This window comes from Sporolituus thermophilus DSM 23256 (assembly GCF_900102435.1).
GTDB lineage: Bacteria > Bacillota > Negativicutes > Sporomusales > Thermosinaceae > Thermosinus > Thermosinus thermophilus.
Map to the genome: position 1 here is coordinate 75375 of NZ_FNBU01000009.1, position 21562 is coordinate 96936.

A 21562-nucleotide genomic window follows, 5' to 3' on the forward strand; every position below is an offset into this window, starting at 1 on the left:
TTACATATACTATACTCATCAAGAGTTGGTGGAGGGACTGGCCCGATGAAACCGCGGCAACCATTTGGCAAGTCCAAAACGGTGCCAATTCCGGCGCATGGCGCGAGATGGGGAGTATACGACCAAAGCCTCCCTTATGGGAGTTTTTTTATTGATTAGGAGGTGCACAAATGGAAAAAAAACGGGTATTATTTACTTCGGAATCGGTTACCGAAGGGCATCCGGACAAAATTGCCGATCAAATTTCTGACAGTATTCTCGACGCAATCCTTGCCCAAGACCCCATGGCCCGTGTCGCTTGTGAAACTTTAGTAACAACCGGCCTTGTCCACGTGGTAGGAGAAATTACAACGTCTTGCTATGTCGATATTCCGAAGATTGTGCGGGAGACCATCAAAGAGATTGGGTATACCCGTGCAAAATTCGGTTTTGACGGTGATACCTGTGGTGTGATGACATCAATTGACGAGCAGTCGCCGGATATCGCGATGGGCGTAAATAAAGCGCTGGAAGCTAAACGCGGCGAGATGGATGAATTCGAGGCAATCGGTGCCGGTGACCAAGGCATGATGTTCGGCTATGCAACTAATGAGACCCCCGAATTCATGCCATTGCCTATTGCCTTAGCTCACCGTTTGGCCCGCCGGCTGGCCGAAGTTCGTAAAAACGGTGAACTTGCTTACCTGCGTCCTGATGGAAAAACCCAGGTGACAGTAGAGTATATGGATGGCAAGCCGGTTCGTGTGGATACCATTGTCGTTTCGGCTCAACACAGCCCTGACGTGGATCTTGCCACCATTGAAAAAGATATCATCGCCAAAGTTATTACTCCCGTTGTCCCCGGAGATATGCTAGATGCTCAAACCAAATATTATATTAATCCTACCGGCCGTTTTGTCGTTGGTGGGCCGCAGGGAGATGCCGGCCTGACTGGGCGCAAAATTATTGTCGATACCTATGGCGGCATGGCCCGTCACGGCGGCGGCGCTTTTTCCGGCAAAGACCCCACTAAAGTCGACCGGTCAGCAGCTTATGCCGCTCGCTATGTGGCCAAAAATGTTGTAGCCGCCGGCTTGGCCGATAAGTGTGAAATTCAGTTAGCCTACGCAATCGGTATTGCCCGCCCGGTATCGATTATGGTTGAGACTTTTGGTACCGCTAAAATTCCCGAAAGCCGCATTGTCGAACTTATTCAAAAGCATTTTGACCTCCGTCCGGCCGGTATCATCAAAAGCCTGAACTTACGTCGTCCTATCTACCGCCAGACAGCAGCTTACGGACATTTTGGCCGAACGGATATTGACCTTCCGTGGGAGCGAACCGATAAAGCGGAAATTTTACGGCGGGAAGCAAATCTTTAATTTTAACCGCTGGTACTGGCAATACTAACATCATAGAGATAAGCCAAAGGGGGTTAGTATTGCAGTGCCTGTTTCAAAAACAATCAAGAAGTCGGTATATTCGATTGGCGGTCTTAAGGGTGATCATTGCCGTGACCGCATTGAGCACACCTTAAGCCATCTTGACGGGATTACCGATGTCGATGTTAATCTAAATACCAGACAAGTTACGGTTGAGTATGACGCTAATATAATCGCCAGCGGCTATATTGAAGAAACTTTGCAGACGCTCGGATATTCCATCCGCAGGTAGGCTATTTATTATGCGGTACCGTTTTACGCCGCTGGGAAAGCGTCGCTTGAAACGTTTTTTTAAACGTCAGCCTATGGATACGTGTTTTGAGTTAGATGAGTTCCTGGCCGGTTATGAACAAAATGATGACCGGTAGCAGGTATTTCCGGCCTAAGCTAGAATTATCTAGATTATACCGAACAGCGAAGTAAGATGTACTGTTTGCTGCAAACAGTACTCTTCTTTTTTATGAGGTGAAGAAAATGGGGCGCATTGCGGAAGTGGCCATCAATATTCCGGTACGGACTATCGCTGCCACCTTTTCTTATCTGGTTCCGCCGGAATTGGCGTTTGTCGGCAGGGGATGGCGTGTGCGGGTGCCTTTTGGCCAACGCGAGGCCGAAGGCTTTGTTGTTGCCGTCAAAGAGCAGGCCGAGGCAGAAGGGTTAAAGCCCTTATTGAGCGTGTTGGACAATGAGCCATGGTTTGATGAAAATATGCTGCAAACGGCCGAGTGGATGAGCAATTACTATTTGTGTCCGCTCGCCGAAGCTTTGCGCCTGTTTGTGCCCGGAAGAGGAGAATTAAAAAGTCATACCGCATATCGTTTGAACGAAAAAGAGAGCGAACCAGAATTTTTCTTTCCTCGCCAAATTTCAGACGAAATGCGCGAGGTGCTTAATCATTTACGTGTAAAGGGCCTGACTACCCAAAAACAACTTGTTACAGAATTTGGCCCGAGCGTGTTAAATGTTCTCCGTAAATTGGAGCGGTTGAATTTGGTCGAACGGGCAGCAACGAGTACATCGAAGTTCCGACCGCGGTTTGAGCAGCGGCTGATGCTTGCAGTAAGCCGTCAAGAAGCCGCGAAAGCTCTTGACCGCCTAACAGGCAAACCAGCGCAACAGCGGCTGCTGGCAGTCCTACTGGAAGAGTCAGAACTAACACCAACTTGCCTAAAACAGCACCGGATCAGTGCGGATACAGTTAAACGTCTTATTGCAGCCGGCTTAGTCCGCAGTGAACGGCGGCGGGTGATGCGAAATAGTTATGCACAATTGTATCGCGGGACGCCGCCGCAGGGAGCTCGATTTGCATTGACGAACGAGCAGCGCCAGGCCGTTGCCCAAATCATAGCAGCTATTGCTTCAAGAGAGTATAAGTCTTTTCTTATTCATGGCGTAACCGGGAGCGGCAAAACGCAAGTATATATTGAGGCAGCAGCGGCGGCAAGACAGCAGGGTCGGCAGGTTATTATGATGGTGCCGGAAATTGCCCTGACAGGCCAGACCGTTTCCCGGTTTAAAGAGCGGTTTGGGGAAGACGTAGTCGTGGTTCACAGCCGCCTGTCAGCAGGCGAGCGTCACGATGCCTGGCAACGAATCCGGTCCGGCGAAGCGGGTATAGTGATTGGCGCTCGCTCTGCCGTGTTTGCCCCTTGTGCAAAAATTGGCCTTATTATATTGGACGAAGAACACGAGTTTACATATAAACAGGAAGAAAGTCCCCGTTATCATACACGTGAGGTGGCCCTTACCCGGGCGAGACAGGCAGGAGCGCCGGTAGTGCTTGGCAGTGCGACTCCGTCATTAGAAAGTTACTATCAAGCCCTTTCGGGCAAGCACATTTTGCTAACCTTGTCTGAGCGTGTAGATGGCCAGGTCTTGCCAGCGGTGACGGTGGTAGACATGCGTGAGGAGCTGGCGGCCGGGCGCCGGGGGGTAATTTCTCAGCCACTACGCGAACTGCTAACGCAGACCCGTCGTGAAGGAGGACAAGCTATTATTTTACTGAACCGCAGGGGCTATGCCACGTTTGTGTTATGCCGGGAATGCGGTTATGTCTTGCGATGTGAGCACTGTGACGTTTCGCTTGTTTATCACGCCACGGATAAAACAATTAGGTGTCATTATTGCCAAAAGACGCGGCAGGCGCCCAATCTTTGCCCGGCTTGCGGCAGCCGCTATATTCGCTATTTTGGAACGGGCACGCAGAAGGTAGAAGAAGAACTGGCCGAGCTTTTTCCCGAAGCCCGGGTGGTAAGGATGGATCAGGATACCACGACCGGCAAGATGGCGCATGAACGCATACTCTCTGCATTTTCGCGGGGAGAATACGATATACTGCTAGGGACACAAATGGTCGCAAAAGGAATTGATATCCCAAACGTAACGGCTGTTGGCATTATTGCCGCTGATACATCATTGAATCTTCCAGATTTTCGCGCCGCGGAAAAGACGTTTTCCCTAATAACGCAGGCGGCCGGCAGGGCAGGGCGGGGCAGCCGGCCGGGGCATGTCGTCGTCCAGACGTATAATCCCGAACACTATGCAATTAAAGCCGGCGCCGCCCACGATTACCAAGCTTTTTATAATATTGAAGCCGCGTATCGCCGTCAACTGTATTATCCTCCTTTTGGAGGATTAATAAAATTAACTGTACACGGGACTGAGGAAACGCTTGTTTGTCGCCAGGCGCAAAATTTGGCCGATGAATTGAAACGGTCGCTTGGTAGTATTGGGAAAACGCAAGTGGTAGGCCCGTTTCCTGCTCCAATTGCCAAGATTGAAGATATTTTCCGCATGAATATTTTAGTCAAAAGTAATACGATGGCGGAAGTTAAGGAAACGCTTGCTAGTATGGGAATTGCTTCACGACGCGACGTTATTCTCGATATTGATCCACTTAACCTATTGTAGGTGGGTGGATTATTATGATGCTGTTTTTCGGGCAATTTAGTATTACGATCGTGTCACGAACGGTGGATAGCGTTTTTCCATTTTTTATGTTAGAATTGGACATAAGTAAATACCGATTAAGGAGGTACGCATGTCAGTCCTAGAGATAAAAAAAGCCGGCGATAAAGTTCTAAAAGAAAAAGCCGCGCCGGTGGGTAAAATTGACCGCAAAGTCAAACAATTACTGGATGATATGGCCCAGACCATGTATGCTGCAGAAGGAGTGGGATTGGCAGCGCCGCAGGTAGGTGCCTCGTTACGAATTATTGTTATCGATGTCGGTGACGGGCTTATCGAATTAATTAATCCTGTGATTGTTGCAGCAGAAGGCAGCGAAACAAATACCGAGGGCTGTCTCAGCGTTCCGGGGGTATACGGTGAAGTGGAAAGATATGCCCAGGTAGTTGTCGAGGGATTGGAGCGTTCAGGGAAAAAAGTGCGCATTACTGGCACCGGTTTGCTGGCGCGGGCACTGCAGCATGAGATTGACCACCTTGATGGCGTGCTGTTTATTGAAAAAGCAAAAACATTATACAAGGGGCAAGGACAGGAGTAATGGGGAAGCTGCGCGTTGTATTTATGGGTACTCCTGATTTTGCCGTGCCGACACTCGAAAAGCTGCTGGCTGCTAAGCACGACATAGTTGCCGTTGTCACTCAGCCGGACCGTCCCAAAGGACGGGGACAGCGGCTGGCAGCTTCGCCGGTCAAAGAGTTTGCCACCCGCCAGGGACTAACCGTTTTACAACCGGAAAAAATTAAAGATCCGGCCTTTATTGACAGGATGATCCAAATCCGGCCAGACGTTATCGTTGTCGTGGCTTTCGGCCAGTTTCTCCCGAAAGGGTTGCTCGATCTGCCTCCGCTTGGTTGCATTAATGTTCACGCTTCTTTACTGCCCCAATACCGGGGTGCAGCCCCTATTCACTGGGCAATCATAAACGGTGAAACGAAAACAGGCGTTACTATCATGCAGATGGATATTGGAATGGATACGGGGGACATGATATTAAAAGCTGAAACTCCTATCGGGCCGGACGAAACGACAGGAGAGCTGCACGATCGGTTAAAATGGATGGGAGCTGAATTGTTAGTCCGGTCGCTAGAACTGCTGGTGGCTGGCAATGCTCCCCGGATACCGCAGGATAACGGCGCGGCCAGTTATGCTCCGCTGCTAACCAGGGATATTGAACAGGTGGACTGGTACCGGTCGGCCATAAATGTCCATAATCTGGTTCGCGGTCTTAACCCCTGGCCCGGGGCATATACGATGCACGGCGGTAAAACGCTTAAAGTTTGGCGTACACGGATTATCGACGGTCATGCCCGGTCTGTTTCGCCAGGTACGGTGGTTGACGTGTGCCATGACGGGATCGTAGTTGCGACCGGTCAAGGTCTTATTCAGCTCACGGAAGTTCAACCGGAAAGTAAGAAACGGATGCAGGCCTGCGAGTACGCACGGGGATATAGCCTTTGTGCGGGCGACATTTTAGGATAGAGGTGTATGTAATGATTCAGGCAGTGCCCCGTCCTAAAAAACGGTTATTTTTAACTCTTGCCATTACCAGTTTGGGGTTAGCGACCCTTTCTACATATGGTTTATGGAAAGTCAGCTTTCCCGGTCTGGCAAATATTAGCGCCTATCTGCCGCTTATATTAGGGATTTTGCTAGCCGGTATTGTTTTGGCTATTACCGTAGGGGTAACGGGTATTATTTTGGCTATCTTGGGTGTATCTACTCCCGGAATTTTTCAGGGACTGGCTTGGTCAGCCATCAATCTTCTCTTTCCGTTGGCGACATCTATTGGACGGTTGTTTGACATCAATAAGGAACGGGTAGAGCGGTCTTTCATCGAGGTTAGCAATCATCTGGTCCGTAAAAAGGCGGTCAAAGTACAACCGGAACAGTTACTTATTCTTACGCCTCACTGTATCCAGCAGGAGGCTTGTCCTCATAAAATCACGCGCGATGTTGCCAATTGCCGTGCCTGCGGCGCCTGTCAAGTCGGTGATCTGCTTAACTTGTCCCGCCGGTATGGGGTTCATCTCGCTGTCGTCACTGGCGGTACGCTGGCCCGAAAAATAATTAAAACTCTTCGCCCCCAAGCGGTTTTGGCTATCGCCTGTGAACGGGATCTGACGAGCGGGATCCAGGATGTCTTTCCCCTTCCGGTAATCGGCGTTCTTAATGAACGCCCATGCGGTCCATGTTGCAACACACGGGTTAATCTGGAAGTCGTGGAACAAGCTTTGCAGGATTTTTTGAAATAGGGGATTAATGTGAACGCGAGAGAAGTGGCGCTAAAAGTTATCAACAGTGTGGATATCGATGGTGCTTATGCAAATATTGCCCTGGCGCAGGAAATTAGCCAGAGGGACCTTACTGACCGGGATCGGCGCTTCATTACCGAACTGGTTTATGGCACGATAAAAGCAGGCGCAACTCTTGATTGGATTTTGAGCCACTATAGCAGCCGCCCGCTGGACAAGATTCACCCGGTAATCCGCAATATTTTGCGTATGGGGATTTATCAGATCTTTTTTTTGTCGCGGATCCCGGTTTCCGCTGCGTGCAATGAGGCTGTAAAGCTAGCCAAAAAATATGGTCATACCGGGACAGTCAAATTTGTAAATGCTGTTTTGCGCAGTGCCGGGCGAAATCCCGACAAGGTCGTTTACCCTGATAGGGAGCGGGACCCGGAAAAATACATTGCTCTTCGCTATTTTCACCCTGAATGGTTGGTTAGGCGTTGGGTTGCCAGATTTGGCGCCGCTATATGTGAGCGGCTGTGTAAGGCTAATAACGAGACACCACCTCTCACACTGCGAACCAATACCTTAAAGATAAACCGGGTCGACCTGCTGCGCCGCCTGGCCTGCGAGGGCGTGGTTTGCGAACCTTCGGCCTGGGCGCCGGAAGGAATTTTATGCCATGAGTATCCGGCTTTAAGCAAGTTGGCATCGCTTCGCGCCGGTTTGTTTCAAGTTCAGGACGAAAGTTCCATGACGGTAGCCCATGTACTGTCGCCGCGGCCAGGAGATTTTGTAATCGACGCTTGCGGCGCTCCGGGCGGTAAGAGTACCCATATCGCCGCTCTTATGGAAAATAAGGGAAAGGTGCTGGCGACGGATATTTATGAGCATAAGCTGGCTTTGATGCGTGATAACGCCGTCCGTTTAGGCATTTCCATTATTGAGACGCAATTATTGGATGCCGTTAAACTTGGCGAATTATATCCCGGGCAGGCTGACCGGGTGCTGGTCGATGCGCCCTGTTCCGGCCTTGGCGTCTTGCGGCGCAAACCTGACTCACGATGGCGTAAAAACGAACAAATGTTAACCGACTTACCGCGTCTGCAACTCGCCATTTTGGCCAGCGCGGCCAAATGTCTAAAGCCTGGGGGAATTTTAGTCTACAGTACTTGTACTACGGAGCCGGAAGAAAACGGAGAAGTGGTAAAAAGTTTTCTAGCAGCAAACCCTGAATTCATCCTTGAACCGGCTGGACGCTATTTACCTGTGCCCCGGCAGGAGGAGATGGTACAACTTTGGCCGCATTCGGACGGTGTAGACGGTTTTTTTATTGCCCGGATGGTGCGCAGAGGATAGGTGACAACTATGAAAACCAATATCTTTGGCTATTTTGCCCAAGAAATTTCCGACCTTATCGCGCAGTATGGCCTGGAAAAATATCGTGGGCGCCAAATCGCCGAGTGGATTTACCGCCGGGGAGTAAGCTGCTTCGCCGATATGACCAATCTGCCCCTGAAAAAGCGGGACCTATTGGCAGAGAATTTTACGATTGACACAGCATATGTTACGGCAGCGCAGCATTCCGCCGACAGAAAAACGAGTAAGTTCCTGCTGAAGTTTAGCGACGGCGCAGCAGTTGAAACAGTACTTATGCGCCATTCTTATGGCAACAGTCTTTGCGTTTCCACCCAGGTAGGATGTGGTATGGGGTGCAGTTTTTGTGCTTCTACCCTGCAGGGTGTAGCTCGTAACTTAAGTGGCGGGGAGATATTGGCGCAGGCTATTTTTGTTAATAACCTGCTGTCCAACGAGCAATCACGCCTTAATTCTATTGTTATCATGGGTTCCGGTGAACCTTTAGCTAACTATGACAATGTTTTACGGTTTATTCGCCTGTGTCATGAACCATACTGTCTTAACTTGAGCTACCGCAACATTACCTTGTCCACCTGCGGCTTAGTACCGGAGATGCGTAAACTTGCTGCTGAGGGACTACCCATTACTTTAGCCGTGTCACTTCATGCGCCTAATAATGAACTGCGCTCGCAAATAATGCCAATTAACCGACGTTATCCTATTGAAGAAGTTATTGCGGCAGCAGATTATTATGCGACAACGACAGGACGGCGGGTCACTTATGAATATACGCTCATTAAAGGGGTTAACGACGGACTTAAGCAGGCGTATGAGCTTGCCAGGCTGCTAGCCGGGCGGCTGGCTAACGTAAACTTGATTGCTGTTAACGCTGTGCCAGAACGGGGGCTTTTGCGTCCCGATGAGAAGCAGATTGCCGCATTTGAGCAAGCCTTACTGCGGCAAAATGTTAATGCCACTGTCCGGCGGGAAATGGGCGCTGATATTCAAGCCGCCTGTGGTCAGTTGCGAAAAAAGGTTTTAGCACAACAAGAAGCAAGGTAGTCACGACCTTGCTTTTCTTATTCGCCCAATATGTAACGTATAGAAATGGCGGTTTTTGACTAAAGTGGAAATATTGCGTATAATAGACACAGTAATTGTTATGGAGTGTGTTATGGCTAAGTTGTTACACGCGTTGGAAGCCTTTTTTACGAATTATATTGAAGGTTTTTTTAACAAAGGAAAGGATACGGGGCTTCAGCCGGTGGAGCTCGCTAAGAAACTTGTTAAAGAGATGGAAAACCAACGATCGGTAGGAGTCGCGAATATTTACGTGCCTAATCATTATACTGTTTTCCTCACTCCTCCCGACTATGAACGTATAGCACCTTACGGACAAACTATCGCCGACGAAATTGCCGCCTATCTTGCCAAACAGGCTAACCAGCGGGGCTATGTTATGCCGGGGCGCCCCAAAGTGGAGTTTATACCCGACGAGAAGTTGCAGCAGGGTCAATTCCGGTTTGCCAGCCGGTTTACCGTTGTTTCACCCAGCGAAAATATAGTGGAGAAAATGGGTGATTTATCAGAAACTAAGGTCTACAAAAAGCTCTCCCCGCTGGAGGTAGCGTGCAAATCGGTTCCGCTCACTGGCATGATAACAGTAGTAGAAGGGTTAGACGTCGGCCTGAAGGCTGATGTTGGCGTTAACCGCGTCAATATCGGACGGAGGGAGGGTAATGAGCTTCCGCTCACCGATATGAATACCTCCCGTTTGCATGCTTATATTGTTTATGAAGAAGGCGCTCATGTCATATACGATGCAAGAAGTCTCAATGGGACTTATGTAAACGGGCATCGGATTACGCGCAAGAAGTTGCGCAGCGGTGACCGCATCAAAGTGGGCAACTCACTGATCTTGTACGAGGTGAATTAACGTGCCGGGAAAAGCGCTAGCTATGGCTATAGCCGGGACGGTCCTGCAATATACTTTGCTGTTACTTCTATACTATTTTTTATTCCGGGTTGTCAAAATCATCTATCTTGATTTGCAAAGCTCTAAAATAACAACCCATGCACCGGTTCAGCCCGCTGAGCTCAAGCCAGCGAAACTTAGAGTGCAGGCGGCTTCGGTACAACTCGCTCAGCCTGTTTTTGAATTGGCAGAGACGACGTCAATTGGGCGCAGTGATGCGAACGATATTGTGATTAATGAAGCCTACGTCTCTCATGAGCATGCTTGCATAAATTTTTACAAGCAGCAGTATTGGCTTGCTGACCTTAACAGTACCAACGGAACATTTGTTAACGGTCAGCGAATCACCGAAGAAGTGCCTTTGCGTAGCGGAGATATCATTAAAATCGGATCAGTCAGTTTTAAGTTTGAGAGGTGATAGGATTGCCGGCCTTTGCGAAATCCGATATCGGACAGGTCAGAAAAAATAATGAGGATAGTTATGTCTGTATTTACCCTCGTTTATATATCGTTGCAGACGGAATGGGTGGTCATGTAGCGGGAGAGATCGCCAGTAGCCTGGCAACCAAGACGGTCAGTGAATATGTGCAGCGGCAAGATGGCGGTAGCCCGGAAGTTATTCTCGGTCAAGCTGTAAACGAGGCCAATAGAATCATTTATCAAATGGCCCAGTCTAATCCGGAATATGCTGGTATGGGGACGACCATTGTCGTTGCATTTGTCGATGGGGAAAAAGTTTACTGGGCTTACGTAGGTGATAGTCGCATTTACTTAATTCGTGAGGACGGCATGCTACTTCTCACCGAAGACCATTCTGTCGTTTGGGAGCTGATAAAAAGCGGTACCATCACCTTAGAGGAGGCCAAAAATCACCCACATCGGAACATCCTCACCCGTGCCTTGGGGACGAGTGAATCAGTACGGGTAGATATGGGTAAAACTGATTGGCAGGTGGGTGATTTTTTGTTGTTATGTACTGACGGTTTGACCAACATGGTCAGTGAACAGGATATTTTTCAGACCATCCAACGCTACAAAGCTGACGGGGAAAAGGCTCTTGAAGAATTAGTCGGGCGGGCTAACGCGGCTGGTGGATTAGATAATATTACGGCAATACTGGTGCAGCGGGAAGAGTGAGGGTTCGCAGCATATGCAAAGATTAGATTCTGTACGACGCTGTGAACGGGGTCTGCTGCTTATTGCCAGCCTAATTCTCCTTAATGGCATTGCCGCAGTACAAATGGCTGGCGGCAATATAAATCCTTCATATCTCGTAGTAGCTATTGCGCTCTGCTTGGCATGGTTTATCGTCCATAGCTTAGTGAGACGTAATAAAAGCTCCAAGGGCGACCCGCTGCTCCTTCCCATTATTGCCGTCCTCGTCGCTATAGGGTTGACGATTATCTTACGCCTGAAACCGCAGCTTTTTTTGTTGCAAACATTGTGGGTTGCCGTAGGTCTCATTGCTTTTCTTGGTGTCTGTAACCTTGGTCGGCGACTGGAGGAAATAGCCGTCTATAAATATAGTATCGGCATGATTGGGATTGTCCTGCTTCTTGCCACGATTCTTTTTGGTGTAGAGGTTGGGGGCAACAAAAATTGGATTGTACTCGGCCCAGTGCGTTTTCAACCGTCTGAATTCGCTAAGCTTTTTATTATTTTGTTTCTGGCTTCTTATTTGAATGAGCGGCGGGAGGTACTAGCTTTTGCCACCAGGCACTTTGGCCCCTTAGATGTGCCTCAAATGCGGTTTATTGGGCCGCTTGTACTGGTATGGGGCTTTGCGATGCTAATGCTTGTTTTTCAGCGCGATTTAGGCTCGGCATTGCTTTATTTTGCGACAACATTGATCATGGTGTATTTGGCAAGCGGTCGCATCAGCTATATTATAATAGGCGTGATATTATTCCTTACCGGCGCAGTGGCCTGTTACTATATTTTCCCGCATGTTCAGACAAGAGTTGATATTTGGCTTAACCCATGGGCAGACCCTACGGGACGGGCCTACCAAATTGTGCAATCCCTATTTGCGTTTGGGGCAGGCGGAATACTGGGAAGCGGTCTTACTTACGGCTTTCCTGACTTTATTCCTGAAGTGCATACCGACTTTGTCTTTGCAGCCATTGCCGAAGAAATGGGCTTTGTCGGTGTTGCTGCAGTCTTGACTACATATCAAATACTTATTTATCGCGCTTTCCGTATTGCCCTGAAGGCCATTTCTCCCCTTCTGACCTTGGTTGCCGGCGGACTTGCCGTTTTTTTGGCGCTGCAGATTTTTTTGATCATTGGCGGAGTTGTTAAATTCGTACCGCTTACCGGCATAACGTTGCCATTTATCAGCTATGGCGGCAGTTCTGTCGTTTCCAATTTTATGCTTGTCGGCCTTTTATTCGCCGTTTCAGAAATGAGGGCGGTTGATGCGTAACGATATTCAGGCCAATTTGCGTAGAATAGCCATAATATTGATAGGTTTATTGGCAATCTTATTTCTCTATATCAGCTTTGTGCAAATTTTTGAAGGAAACCGTCTGGCCGCGCATCCTTTGAACCGGCGGGCCATAGAAGCGGCGCGCCGCGTGCCGCGCGGTGAAATCCTTGATCGCCATGGTGACAAATTAGCTTATAGTGAACGCGATACTGCGGGAAATTATCATCGAGAATATCCATATGGCGCCATTTTTGCCCACTTAGTCGGATATGATAATCCACAATATGGGAAAGCGGGGCTAGAGGGGACATTTAACGGGGAACTTTCCGGACTAACGCATCCCGAGCGGCATTTCGGCGCAATTGCCCGTTTATGGGGGCCTGTTCCCGGCAATCACTTGGTTCTCACCGTAGACGGGACTTTACAGCAAGTAGCATACCGGGCTTTAGGCGGACATCGCGGCGCGGTAGTAGTCATAAATCCTAAAACCGGCGCCATTTTGGCAATGGTGAGTAAACCGGCGTTTAATCCCAACACGCTCGACCGTGATTGGGAAAAAATAACTTCGGCTGCTGATAGTCCGCTGCTCAACCGGGCGACACAAGGACTGTATCCGCCGGGATCCACTGTCAAAATTATGATAGCCGAGGCGGCATTGAGAGAAAAAATAACCGATATTAATAAAGTATTTAAATGCGACGGGAAATTAAAAATCGGACCTGATTATGTCCTGAATGAGGCGAGTTTACGCGCGCATGGCAAAGTGAACTTAGAGGAAGCGTTGGCCGTTTCCTGTAACGTCACTTTTGGCTCATTGGCCCTCGAGTTAGGACGCACGAGGATGGCCAACCTTTTTGAACGTTATGGGTTTACTCGTTCTATTGGCGAAGAGTGGCAGGAAAGCCCTGTCCGACTACCGGTTTTTAGCCGATTGGGCGACGGCGACCTGGCGCAAACAGGAATTGGACAAGGGAGTCTTTTGGTGACGCCGCTTCGTATGGCGCTAATTGCAGCCGCTTTTGCTAATAATGGGAAGATTATGAAGCCCTATGTAGTCGAGAGGATTGTTGCGGCTGACGGCACCGTTATAAATGAGTTTAAACCAAGCGAGTGGTTGACGCCGGTTGAGCCGAATCTTGCCAAAATTGTGGGGCAGATGATGGAAACTGTTGTTGCAGAAGGCACGGGTAGTGCGGCCCGTATTGGCGGCATTAAAGTAGCAGGTAAGACGGGAACAGCCGAAAATCCGCACGGCGCGCCGCATGCCTGGTTTATCGGCTATGCGCCGGCCGACAATCCTAAAATCGCGGTTGCGGTATTAGTCGAAAATGGTGGGGCTGGCGGGGGCGTTGCCGCGCCGATAGCCCGCCAAATTATAGCTCACCAATTATATTGAGGGGGTGACGTTTTTGCTAATTAATCGAACTCTGGATAATCGCTACACCATCCTGGAACGTATCGGTGGTGGCGGTATGGCTGACGTTTATCGTGCTCACGACAAACTGCTTGACCGTTCGGTAGCGGTAAAAGTGCTGCGCTCCCAATTTACCAACGACGAAGAATTCGTCACCCGTTTCCGCCGCGAGGCCCAGGCTGCTGCCCGTTTGTCCCATCCGAACATCGTTAACATTTATGACGTCGGCCACGACGAGGATATATACTATATCGTCATGGAGTATATCTCAGGGGAAACGCTCAAAGACAAGATTTTGCGCGAGGCTCCTCTGCCGGTAGAAACGGCGGTACGCATTGCGCTAGAAATTGCAGAGGCATTGGAACATGCCCATCAAAGCGGACTAATCCACTGCGATATAAAACCGCACAACATTCTGATGACACGCGCGGGCAGGGTGAAAGTTACCGATTTCGGCATTGCTAGGGCGGTAACATCGGCGACTATGACCCAGACAGGGACGATTATCGGTTCTGTTCACTATTTTTCGCCGGAACAAGCCAAAGGTTCCGTTATTGGTGCCAAGTCTGATATCTATTCTCTTGGTGTTGTTCTTTATGAAATGCTGACCGGAACAGTGCCATTCACCGGCGAAACACCTATTAGCGTTGCTTTGAAGCACTTGCAGGAAGAACCCAAACCGCCGCGCGAAGCCAATCCGGAAATTCCGCCGCTCCTTGAAGCAGTGGTACTTAAAGCTATGGCCAAGAATGCCGATGCACGTTTTGGCGATATTAGCGAAATGATTGCCGATTTAAAACTAGTACAAAATTATTTGCGTGATGACCGCACTCGACGACTATCGCGCGAAGACTTTCCTACCCAAATATTACCTCGGATTGCCGCGCCGGAAGGGAACATCCAGCATCAGCCTGAAGCTGAAGCTAAGCCGCTACCGGCGCCGTCTCCCGCAAAATCGCGGGGCTGGATCTGGGCGTTGGCCGCGCTGCTTATCATTGCCTTTGCCATAGGAGCTTTTTTGGCTTATGGCAAGTTTTGGAGCCTCAATGAGGTTACCGTTCCCAATGTTGTGGGGAAACATATTGACAGCGCCCGCAATATTTTGACTAGCCAGAATTTGCGGGTAAGCGTTACTGAAAGCTTTAGTGACAAAGTACCGGCCGGATACGTTATATCACAAAGCCCGGAGGCGGGCGCCGTAGTAAAAGAACAACGCACAATCAACCTCGTTGTCAGTCGAGGAGGAGAGGTAACGGCCGTTCCCGATTTAAGGGGATTAAATAGACGTGATGCTGAGCTGCAGATCCGTAATGCCGGTCTTGTTTTAGGACGAATTGATGAGCAGTTTTCCGCCGATGCCGCTCAGGATACGGTTATTGCGCAGAACCCACGGCCACCGGCCCAAGTAACCAAAGGGACGGCAGTTGATATTGTTATTAGTAAAGGGGCAGGGCCACGCCGCATTGTTCTTCCCGATTTTCGTGGGACGCCAATAGGTACTGTTAATACGCAACTTGACAGCTTAAAGCTGAAACTTGGCAAGGTAACCGAGGCAGCGAGTGATAAATACCCGCCGGGCACAATCACTGACCAAAATCCGGCGCCGGCTTCCGAAGTCGTGGAAGGCTCATCTGTAGACTTTGTTGTGGCTAAAAGCCCGGCAACGGCCGTCAAGCGGGCGGTTGTACAAATCACGGTGCCGGAAGGGCCAATCCGTCAGGCCATCCAAATTGTCGTGACCGACGCGAATGGACGGCGCGTTGTTTATGAAGCAGTTCATAAACCAGGCGAACGGATAGAAAAAACAATTGAAGGTGTTGGTCAGGTACGTGTGCAAGTATATATCAACGGTGTACTTCTGCAGGAACAGACATTGTAGGAGGGCTGAAGTTGTTGCGGGGCGTTGTGGTGAAGGCTTATAACAGTTATTACTATGTGCAGACAGGCGATAAGCTAACAATGTGCACATTGCGCGGCCGTTTTAAGAAAGAACGCTTTTCGCTCTTTGTGGGCGACGAAGTAGAATATTTGCCGCTCGATGAAGGCAAAGGCGTAATAGAGACAATCCTGCCCCGCCGCAGCATGTTAAAACGGCCGATGGTAGCAAATGTTGATCAGGTCATGTTAACTTTTGCTGCCGCCAGCCCTGACCCCAGCTTTATCATCATTGACCGCTTTCTGATATTAGCCGAACTGTCACAGCTAAATACCTTAATTTGCTTGAATAAGGCTGACTTGGCTGATGCGTCTGAGACAGGTCAAATTGTAGATCTTTACCGCCAAATCGGTTATTCTGTTCTGGCGACATCTGTAAAGACCGGTCAGGGAATTGGTGAATTACGGTGCCAGCTTTACGGACGGATTACCGTGTTTGCCGGCCCATCAGGCGTCGGGAAGTCTAGCTTGTTGAATGCCGTTGAACCAGGCTTGTCCTTGGTGACAGGCGAGGTTAGCACAAAAATCGGGCGTGGTAAACACACGACCCGTTTTGCCGAACTTCTACCTTTAGCGGGCGGCGGTTTCGTTGTCGATACTCCCGGTTTTAGTTTTACCGAGTTCGCCGATATTGCACCGAGCGAGCTGGCGAGGGCCTTTCCGGAGATTGCCGCGGCAGCACTGGGCTGTAAGTTTAACACCTGTCTGCATTACAAAGAGCCGCAGTGCGCTGTCAAACAGGCCGTGACTGAAGGCCGTATCGCCGCATCACGCTACGCTTCCTATCTGGAAGTGCTGAGCGAAGTACAAGAAAATAGGAAAGGATATTGAACTATGGTCAAAATTGCGCCATCACTTCTTGCTGCTGATTTTACCCGCTTGGCAGAAGAAATTAAAAAGGTTGAACAGGCAGGCGCCGATTTACTCCACCTGGATATTATGGACGGACATTTTGTGCCCAATCTGACTTTTGGGGCGCCTGTTGTAGCAGCGCTGCGTCAAGTGAGTAAGCTACCTTTCGATGTACACCTAATGGTAACAAATCCGCAGGAGCACATTAATGCTTTTGTCAAAGCGGGGGCAGACTGGATTACTGTCCATGCCGAAACACACCCCCATCTTCATCGTTTGCTGCAAACTATTAAAGACCATGGCGTTAGAGCCGGTATTGCCTTGAATCCGTCTACACCGCTTGCCACTATTGAAGAGGTCTTGCCAGATGTTGACATGGTGCTCTTGATGAGTGTAAACCCAGGATTCGGCGGACAGCAATTTATTTCGAACGTATTAGACAAAATACGCCGTCTACGGCAAATGATTACAGAACGTAATCTGTCAGTAACAATCGAGGTAGACGGCGGCATCAATGCCGAGACGGCACCGGCTGTTGTTGCCGCCGGTGCTACGGTTTTAGTGGCCGGTTCGGCCGTCTACGGAGCGCCTGATGTGGCTAAAGCAATCGCAAGTCTAAGGGGGTAGGAATTAATCTTTGCGCTTGTTGATTTTTTCATGCGCAAGTGCTAACATATATAGTAGACAACTAAATAATTGGGGCCTTTGGGGCGAGGTGAAAAAGAGTAATCTTTTAATTCCTGACCGGCGGTACAGCCCGCGAGCCATTACGGCTGATCCGGTGAAATTCCGGAGCCGACAGTATAGTCTGGATGGGAAAAGGCCGGCATTATTTATCGTATTGCTGTTCTATTTCCTAAAGACTACTCTTTAGGATTTTTTATTTTTTGGGGGATGCCAGATGGACCATGAAAGTTATATGCGCCGGGCGTTGGCCTTGGCGCGCAGAGCCGAGGGGCAAACAAGCCCTAATCCTATGGTGGGCGCCGTCATTGTTAAAGACGGGACGATTGTAAGTGAAGGGTGGCATCACCGGGCTGGGACGCCGCATGCCGAAATTCATGCCCTAAATCAAGCAGGCGATTTAGCAAAAGGTGCAACTTTATACGTCACATTAGAGCCTTGTTCGCATTATGGGCGTACAGGGCCTTGTGTGCAAGCGGTTGTTCAGGCCGGTATTAGCCGTGTTGTAGCGGCGATGACTGATCCTAATCCGCTGGTAGCGGGACAGGGATTTAAGTTTTTAAGAGAGAACGGCGTGGAGGTAATCGAAGGCGTGCTGGCCGCGGAAGCGGCACAGTTAAATGAGGTTTTTATTAAATGGATTACGACCAAAATGCCTTTTGGTATATTGAAAACGGCCATGAGTCTTGACGGCAAGATTGCTACATATACTGGGCACTCCCAGTGGATCACGGGTTTGCCGGCCCGTACCCGTGTCCATGAATGGCGTAGCAAGTATGATGCCGTACTGGTTGGTGTTGGCACCGTGCTTGCCGACAATCCTGAGCTGACTGTCAGGCTGATTACTAATGGCAAGAACCCGCTGCGCATTGTGGCTGACAGTTTGGCGCGAACACCCTTAAACGCTAAAGTTATCACTGATGGTAAAGCGCCTACCATTATTGCTGTAGCACCCGAGGCGCCTGCTGATCGGATAGCAGCCCTCAAAGCAGGCGGAGCGGAAGTAGTTCAGGTTGCACGCGGACCTGACGGAATTGATCTTCGTAGTTTATTTGCCTATCTGGGTTCACGGTCTATTACCAGCGTGCTGATTGAAGGTGGGGGAGCCATCGGCGCTTCAGCCTTAGCTGCAAATGTAGTTGATAAAGTCCATTGGTTTATTGCCCCAAAGATAATTGGCGGTCGCTCGGCCCCCGGCCCTATTGGCGGTATGGGTGCGGAATTTTTGGAGCAGGCTGTTCAACTCGAGGATACAACAATCGAATATATTGGAGACGATCTTTTAGTTACCGCCTATGTAAAAAAGCGGGAGGGACGGGATGTTTACCGGACTTGTGGAAGAATTGGGCCAAGTTAAGACGGTAGCGCGTGGCGCAAAGTCGGTACGCCTCACCGTCACAGCACGGAAAGTGTTAGACGACGTGAAAATCGGGGACAGCATAGCCGTTAACGGTACCTGTCTTACCGTTGTAGAGTTTGGCGAAACCTGGTTTACCGCCGATGTTATGCCTGAGACGGTAGCGCGCACCGTTCTTGCCCATCTTAAACCAGGGGATACGGTCAACCTGGAACGAACCTTGCGGTTAGGCGACCGGTTAGGCGGCCATATTGTGACTGGGCATATTGATGGTGTTGGTTACATACGGGCCAAGGAACGTAGCGATAATGCCGTGATTGTGCGTATCGGGGCCGGCCCCGAGATTATGCGTTATATTGTCCGCAAAGGCTCGGTGGCTATCGACGGCGTGAGTCTTACCGTCGTAGATTATGGTCCCGATTGGTTTACTGTTTCCCTTATTCCCCACACCGCTGCTGTAACTACGGTAGGTCTCAAGGGTCCGGGCGACCCCGTCAACCTTGAGACAGATATTATTGGTAAATATGTAGAGAAACTGTTAGCCCAAAAAGAACCGGACACACCGCCAGCGGGAAGGTTGTCGCTGGATCTGTTGGCGCAGCACGGCTTTTTGGATTAGCAACAGAAAGGTGGCTTTGCTATGACCTTTAAATTTAATACTGTTGAGGAAGTTATTGAAGACATCAGACAAGGCCGGATGGTTGTAGTCGTAGATGATGAGGATCGGGAAAACGAAGGCGACCTTCTTATGGCCGCGGAAAAAGTAACGCCGGAAGCCATTAACTTTATGGCTACTTATGGCCGGGGGCTAATTTGCATGCCGATTGTCGGCAGCAGGTTAGATGAGCTGGGAATTGGCGCCATGGTCGCCGAAAATACCGATACTCATTGTACAGCTTTTACCGTGTCTATTGATGCTAAAAATGTAACGACCGGCATCTCTGCTTACGAACGGGCGCTGACGATTAAGACGGTCCTTGATCCCGCCACTACGCCGGAAGACATACGCAAGCCCGGGCACGTTTTTCCGCTACGGTATCGCGAAGGTGGTGTTCTCCGCCGGGCAGGCCATACCGAAGCGGCAGTTGATCTTGCAAAACTGGCCGGCCTGTATCCGGCTGGGGTAATCTGCGAAATAATGAATGATGACGGCACAATGGCGCGTGTTCCCCAGTTAATGGAATTTGTTAAGAAGCACAATTTGAAAATTGTGACAATTGCCGATTTAATTAAATACCGTAAGCAGCATGAAAAATTTGTTGCCAGGATAGCAGAAACGGAACTGCCGACTAAATACGGTAAATTCCGTTTAATCGCTTACGAAAGTGAACTGGATGGTCAATGTCATGTTGCCCTCGTAAAAGGTGACGTGAGTGGCAAGAAGAATGTTCTCGTCCGCGTCCACTCGGAGTGTTTGACTGGCGATGTTTTTGGGTCGCAGCGCTGCGATTGCGGCGAACAATTGGAAGCTGCGTTGCGCCAGATTGAAAAGGAAGGCCAGGGCGTGCTGCTGTATATGCGTCAGGAAGGCCGCGGTATTGGCCTTGCTAATAAAATTCGGGCCTACGCACTCCAAGATAAAGGCAAAGATACGGTAGAGGCCAATGAATTGCTTGGTTTTCCGCCAGATATGCGCGACTATGGGATTGGTGCGCAAATCCTTGCTGATTTAAACTTGTCCAGCATTCGTCTTCTGACCAACAATCCACGCAAACGGGCAGGGCTAGAGGGTTATGGTTTAACCATTACGGAGCGCGTACCGCTGGAAATTAAAGCCAATAAATTTAATTGTCGGTATTTGTCGGTGAAAAAATCAAAACTAGGGCATTTGCTCAAACAATACGAGGAGGCATAACTTATGGTAAAGATTTTTGAAGGAAAACTAACGGCGCAAGGGCTGCGGTTCGGTATTGTCGTCGCGCGCTTTAACGAATTCATCACCAATAAGCTGCTGAGCGGCGCCTTGGATGCCCTTCAGCGGCACGGCGCGTCGGCCGAAGATATTGAAGTCGCGTGGGTGCCGGGGGCCTTTGAAATTCCCTTGGTCGCGCAAAAAATGGCGGCAAGCAAAAAGTATGATGCTGTTATCTGTCTGGGCACAGTCATTCGTGGCAATACGCCGCATTTTGATTATGTGTGCGCAGAAGTTTCGAAAGGAGTTGCCCATGTCGCTCTCGCTTCCGGGATACCGACCGTTTTCGGTGTGCTGACCACCGAAACAATCGAGCAAGCGATTGAACGGGCAGGTACTAAGGCAGGTAATAAAGGATTTGACGCGGCAATGACAGCCATTGAGATGGCTAATCTTTTAAAAGTCATGTAAAATATTTCCAGGAAATGAAACTTTCCGTTATGGGGGACAATAAACCGTGAAGGTAGGTATTGTGAGTGACACACACGGCTGTGTAGCAACGTGGCGCAAAATATACAATCGTTATTTCCGTGACATGGACGTGATTATTCATGCTGGTGACGTTCTTTACCACGGGCCACGCAATGCTATTCCTGACGAATATGACCCGAAGGCGTTAGCCGAAGAGCTAAACAATTGTCCAATACCAATTGTTGCAGCTTGCGGCAACTGCGATGCCGAAGTTGACGGCATGGTGTTAAACATTCCAATCCAGTCGCCCTATACTTATCTGCGGCTAGAAAACGTATCTGTTCTTGTAAACCACGGCCATAATTTAAGTGATGATGCTAAACATGCGCTTGCAGAAAAAATGAGAGTCTCTCTTTTCGTCACCGGCCACACTCATGTGGCTGCTCTTACCAAGCAAAATGGCTGTATCTTTTTGAACCCGGGATCACCGGCGATGTCTAAGCGCCCCGACGGCGTAGGCACAATTGCCCGCATGATCGGAAGCAGGATTGAGGTGTTAGATATTGAGTCCGGTAAGGTATTACTGGCAGAAGAACTTGGTTAATAGGGGCGTTCA

21 protein-coding genes and 2 riboswitches are annotated in these 21562 nt (G+C 49.5%); all 21 genes read left to right on the top strand.

What is annotated here, in order from left to right:
* The first annotated feature begins 12 nt into the window (after positions 1-12).
* Positions 13-114, top strand: a riboswitch (SAM riboswitch).
* A gap of 56 nt (positions 115-170) precedes the next feature.
* Positions 171-1361 carry a methionine adenosyltransferase gene (gene metK / locus BLQ99_RS07095; protein ID WP_093689525.1) on the top strand — a complete coding sequence of 397 codons (1191 nt, stop codon included), beginning with the start codon at positions 171-173 and terminating at the stop codon, positions 1359-1361.
* Between the two features lie 64 nt (positions 1362-1425).
* Entirely contained in the window at positions 1426-1653 is a 228-nt protein-coding gene (locus BLQ99_RS07100; RefSeq protein ID WP_171904623.1) for a heavy-metal-associated domain-containing protein, read from the top strand.
* Between the two features lie 242 nt (positions 1654-1895).
* Positions 1896-4331 (top strand): primosomal protein N', encoded by a 2436-nt coding sequence (priA, locus tag BLQ99_RS07105; RefSeq protein WP_093689529.1) that lies wholly within the window; start codon positions 1896-1898, stop codon positions 4329-4331.
* Positions 4332-4461: 130 nt separating this feature from the next.
* Positions 4462-4926, top strand: a complete 465-nt coding sequence (gene def / locus BLQ99_RS07110; RefSeq protein WP_093689531.1) for a peptide deformylase — start codon at positions 4462-4464, stop codon at positions 4924-4926.
* Entirely contained in the window at positions 4926-5867 is a 942-nt protein-coding gene (fmt, locus tag BLQ99_RS07115; RefSeq protein ID WP_093689533.1) for a methionyl-tRNA formyltransferase, read from the top strand. The genes def and fmt overlap by 1 nt, the downstream gene beginning before the upstream one ends.
* Positions 5868-5878: 11 nt before the next feature.
* Positions 5879-6640 (top strand): DUF116 domain-containing protein, encoded by a 762-nt coding sequence (locus BLQ99_RS07120; protein ID WP_093689535.1) that lies wholly within the window; start codon positions 5879-5881, stop codon positions 6638-6640.
* A 9-nt stretch (positions 6641-6649) separates the two neighbouring features.
* Positions 6650-7978 carry a 16S rRNA (cytosine(967)-C(5))-methyltransferase RsmB gene (gene rsmB, locus BLQ99_RS07125; protein WP_093689537.1) on the top strand — a complete coding sequence of 443 codons (1329 nt, stop codon included), beginning with the start codon at positions 6650-6652 and terminating at the stop codon, positions 7976-7978.
* Between the two features lie 9 nt (positions 7979-7987).
* Entirely contained in the window at positions 7988-9040 is a 1053-nt protein-coding gene (gene rlmN / locus BLQ99_RS07130) for a dual-specificity RNA methyltransferase RlmN (RefSeq protein ID WP_093689539.1), read from the top strand.
* Between the two features lie 112 nt (positions 9041-9152).
* Positions 9153-9914: an FHA domain-containing protein gene (locus BLQ99_RS07135; RefSeq protein WP_093689541.1), complete on the top strand. Its 762-nt coding sequence runs from the start codon at positions 9153-9155 to the stop codon at positions 9912-9914.
* Between the two features lies 1 nt (position 9915).
* Positions 9916-10371, top strand: coding sequence for an FHA domain-containing protein (locus tag BLQ99_RS07140; RefSeq protein WP_093689543.1), 456 nt, complete (start codon positions 9916-9918; stop codon positions 10369-10371).
* The gene (locus BLQ99_RS07145) at positions 10368-11090 is read left to right on the top strand and encodes a Stp1/IreP family PP2C-type Ser/Thr phosphatase (protein ID WP_245690321.1); all 723 of its coding nucleotides are present in this window, start codon (positions 10368-10370) and stop codon (positions 11088-11090) included. Before BLQ99_RS07140 ends, BLQ99_RS07145 begins: the two co-directional genes overlap by 4 nt.
* A 13-nt stretch (positions 11091-11103) precedes the next feature.
* A complete protein-coding gene (locus tag BLQ99_RS07150; RefSeq protein WP_093689547.1) occupies positions 11104-12378 on the top strand; it encodes an FtsW/RodA/SpoVE family cell cycle protein in 1275 nt (424 codons plus the stop codon).
* Positions 12371-13777 carry a peptidoglycan D,D-transpeptidase FtsI family protein gene (locus BLQ99_RS07155; protein WP_093689549.1) on the top strand — a complete coding sequence of 469 codons (1407 nt, stop codon included), beginning with the start codon at positions 12371-12373 and terminating at the stop codon, positions 13775-13777. The genes BLQ99_RS07150 and BLQ99_RS07155 overlap by 8 nt, the downstream gene beginning before the upstream one ends.
* A 76-nt stretch (positions 13778-13853) precedes the next feature.
* Positions 13854-15674 carry a Stk1 family PASTA domain-containing Ser/Thr kinase gene (gene pknB / locus BLQ99_RS07160; protein ID WP_425440873.1) on the top strand — a complete coding sequence of 607 codons (1821 nt, stop codon included), beginning with the start codon at positions 13854-13856 and terminating at the stop codon, positions 15672-15674.
* Positions 15675-15685: 11 nt separating this feature from the next.
* On the top strand, positions 15686-16561 hold the full coding sequence (rsgA, locus tag BLQ99_RS07165; RefSeq protein ID WP_093689553.1) for a ribosome small subunit-dependent GTPase A: 876 nt from the start codon (positions 15686-15688) through the stop codon (positions 16559-16561).
* Positions 16562-16564: 3 nt separating this feature from the next.
* The gene (gene rpe, locus BLQ99_RS07170; RefSeq protein ID WP_093689555.1) at positions 16565-17209 is read left to right on the top strand and encodes a ribulose-phosphate 3-epimerase; all 645 of its coding nucleotides are present in this window, start codon (positions 16565-16567) and stop codon (positions 17207-17209) included.
* Between the two features lie 70 nt (positions 17210-17279).
* Positions 17280-17410: riboswitch (FMN riboswitch) on the top strand.
* A 73-nt stretch (positions 17411-17483) separates the two neighbouring features.
* On the top strand, positions 17484-18623 hold the full coding sequence (ribD, locus tag BLQ99_RS07175; protein WP_093689557.1) for a bifunctional diaminohydroxyphosphoribosylaminopyrimidine deaminase/5-amino-6-(5-phosphoribosylamino)uracil reductase RibD: 1140 nt from the start codon (positions 17484-17486) through the stop codon (positions 18621-18623).
* Positions 18586-19242, top strand: a complete 657-nt coding sequence (locus BLQ99_RS07180; protein ID WP_093689559.1) for a riboflavin synthase — start codon at positions 18586-18588, stop codon at positions 19240-19242. The genes ribD and BLQ99_RS07180 overlap by 38 nt, the downstream gene beginning before the upstream one ends.
* Before the next feature lie 21 nt (positions 19243-19263).
* Positions 19264-20478: a bifunctional 3,4-dihydroxy-2-butanone-4-phosphate synthase/GTP cyclohydrolase II gene (locus BLQ99_RS07185; RefSeq protein ID WP_093689561.1), complete on the top strand. Its 1215-nt coding sequence runs from the start codon at positions 19264-19266 to the stop codon at positions 20476-20478.
* Between the two features lie 3 nt (positions 20479-20481).
* A complete protein-coding gene (gene ribH, locus BLQ99_RS07190; RefSeq protein WP_093689563.1) occupies positions 20482-20946 on the top strand; it encodes a 6,7-dimethyl-8-ribityllumazine synthase in 465 nt (154 codons plus the stop codon).
* Between the two features lie 46 nt (positions 20947-20992).
* A complete protein-coding gene (gene yfcE / locus BLQ99_RS07195) occupies positions 20993-21550 on the top strand; it encodes a phosphodiesterase (protein ID WP_093689565.1) in 558 nt (185 codons plus the stop codon).
* The last annotated feature ends 12 nt before the right edge of the window (positions 21551-21562 follow it).

Excerpts from the sequence above, each read along its gene's own strand:
- metK (WP_093689525.1), top strand. The coding sequence starts at position 171 with ATGGAAAAAAAACGGGTATTATTTACTTCGGAATCGGTTACCGAAGGG.
- priA (WP_093689529.1), top strand. The coding sequence starts at position 1,896 with ATGGGGCGCATTGCGGAAGTGGCCATCAATATTCCGGTACGGACTATC.
- def (WP_093689531.1), top strand. The coding sequence starts at position 4,462 with ATGTCAGTCCTAGAGATAAAAAAAGCCGGCGATAAAGTTCTAAAAGAA.
- fmt (WP_093689533.1), top strand. The coding sequence starts at position 4,926 with ATGGGGAAGCTGCGCGTTGTATTTATGGGTACTCCTGATTTTGCCGTG.
- BLQ99_RS07120 (WP_093689535.1), top strand. The coding sequence starts at position 5,879 with ATGATTCAGGCAGTGCCCCGTCCTAAAAAACGGTTATTTTTAACTCTT.
- rlmN (WP_093689539.1), top strand. The coding sequence starts at position 7,988 with ATGAAAACCAATATCTTTGGCTATTTTGCCCAAGAAATTTCCGACCTT.
- BLQ99_RS07135 (WP_093689541.1), top strand. The coding sequence starts at position 9,153 with ATGGCTAAGTTGTTACACGCGTTGGAAGCCTTTTTTACGAATTATATT.
- BLQ99_RS07150 (WP_093689547.1), top strand. The coding sequence starts at position 11,104 with ATGCAAAGATTAGATTCTGTACGACGCTGTGAACGGGGTCTGCTGCTT.
- BLQ99_RS07155 (WP_093689549.1), top strand. The coding sequence starts at position 12,371 with ATGCGTAACGATATTCAGGCCAATTTGCGTAGAATAGCCATAATATTG.
- pknB (WP_425440873.1), top strand. The coding sequence starts at position 13,854 with ATGGCTGACGTTTATCGTGCTCACGACAAACTGCTTGACCGTTCGGTA.
- rpe (WP_093689555.1), top strand. The coding sequence starts at position 16,565 with ATGGTCAAAATTGCGCCATCACTTCTTGCTGCTGATTTTACCCGCTTG.
- ribD (WP_093689557.1), top strand. The coding sequence starts at position 17,484 with ATGGACCATGAAAGTTATATGCGCCGGGCGTTGGCCTTGGCGCGCAGA.
- BLQ99_RS07180 (WP_093689559.1), top strand. The coding sequence starts at position 18,586 with ATGTTTACCGGACTTGTGGAAGAATTGGGCCAAGTTAAGACGGTAGCG.
- BLQ99_RS07185 (WP_093689561.1), top strand. The coding sequence starts at position 19,264 with ATGACCTTTAAATTTAATACTGTTGAGGAAGTTATTGAAGACATCAGA.
- ribH (WP_093689563.1), top strand. The coding sequence starts at position 20,482 with ATGGTAAAGATTTTTGAAGGAAAACTAACGGCGCAAGGGCTGCGGTTC.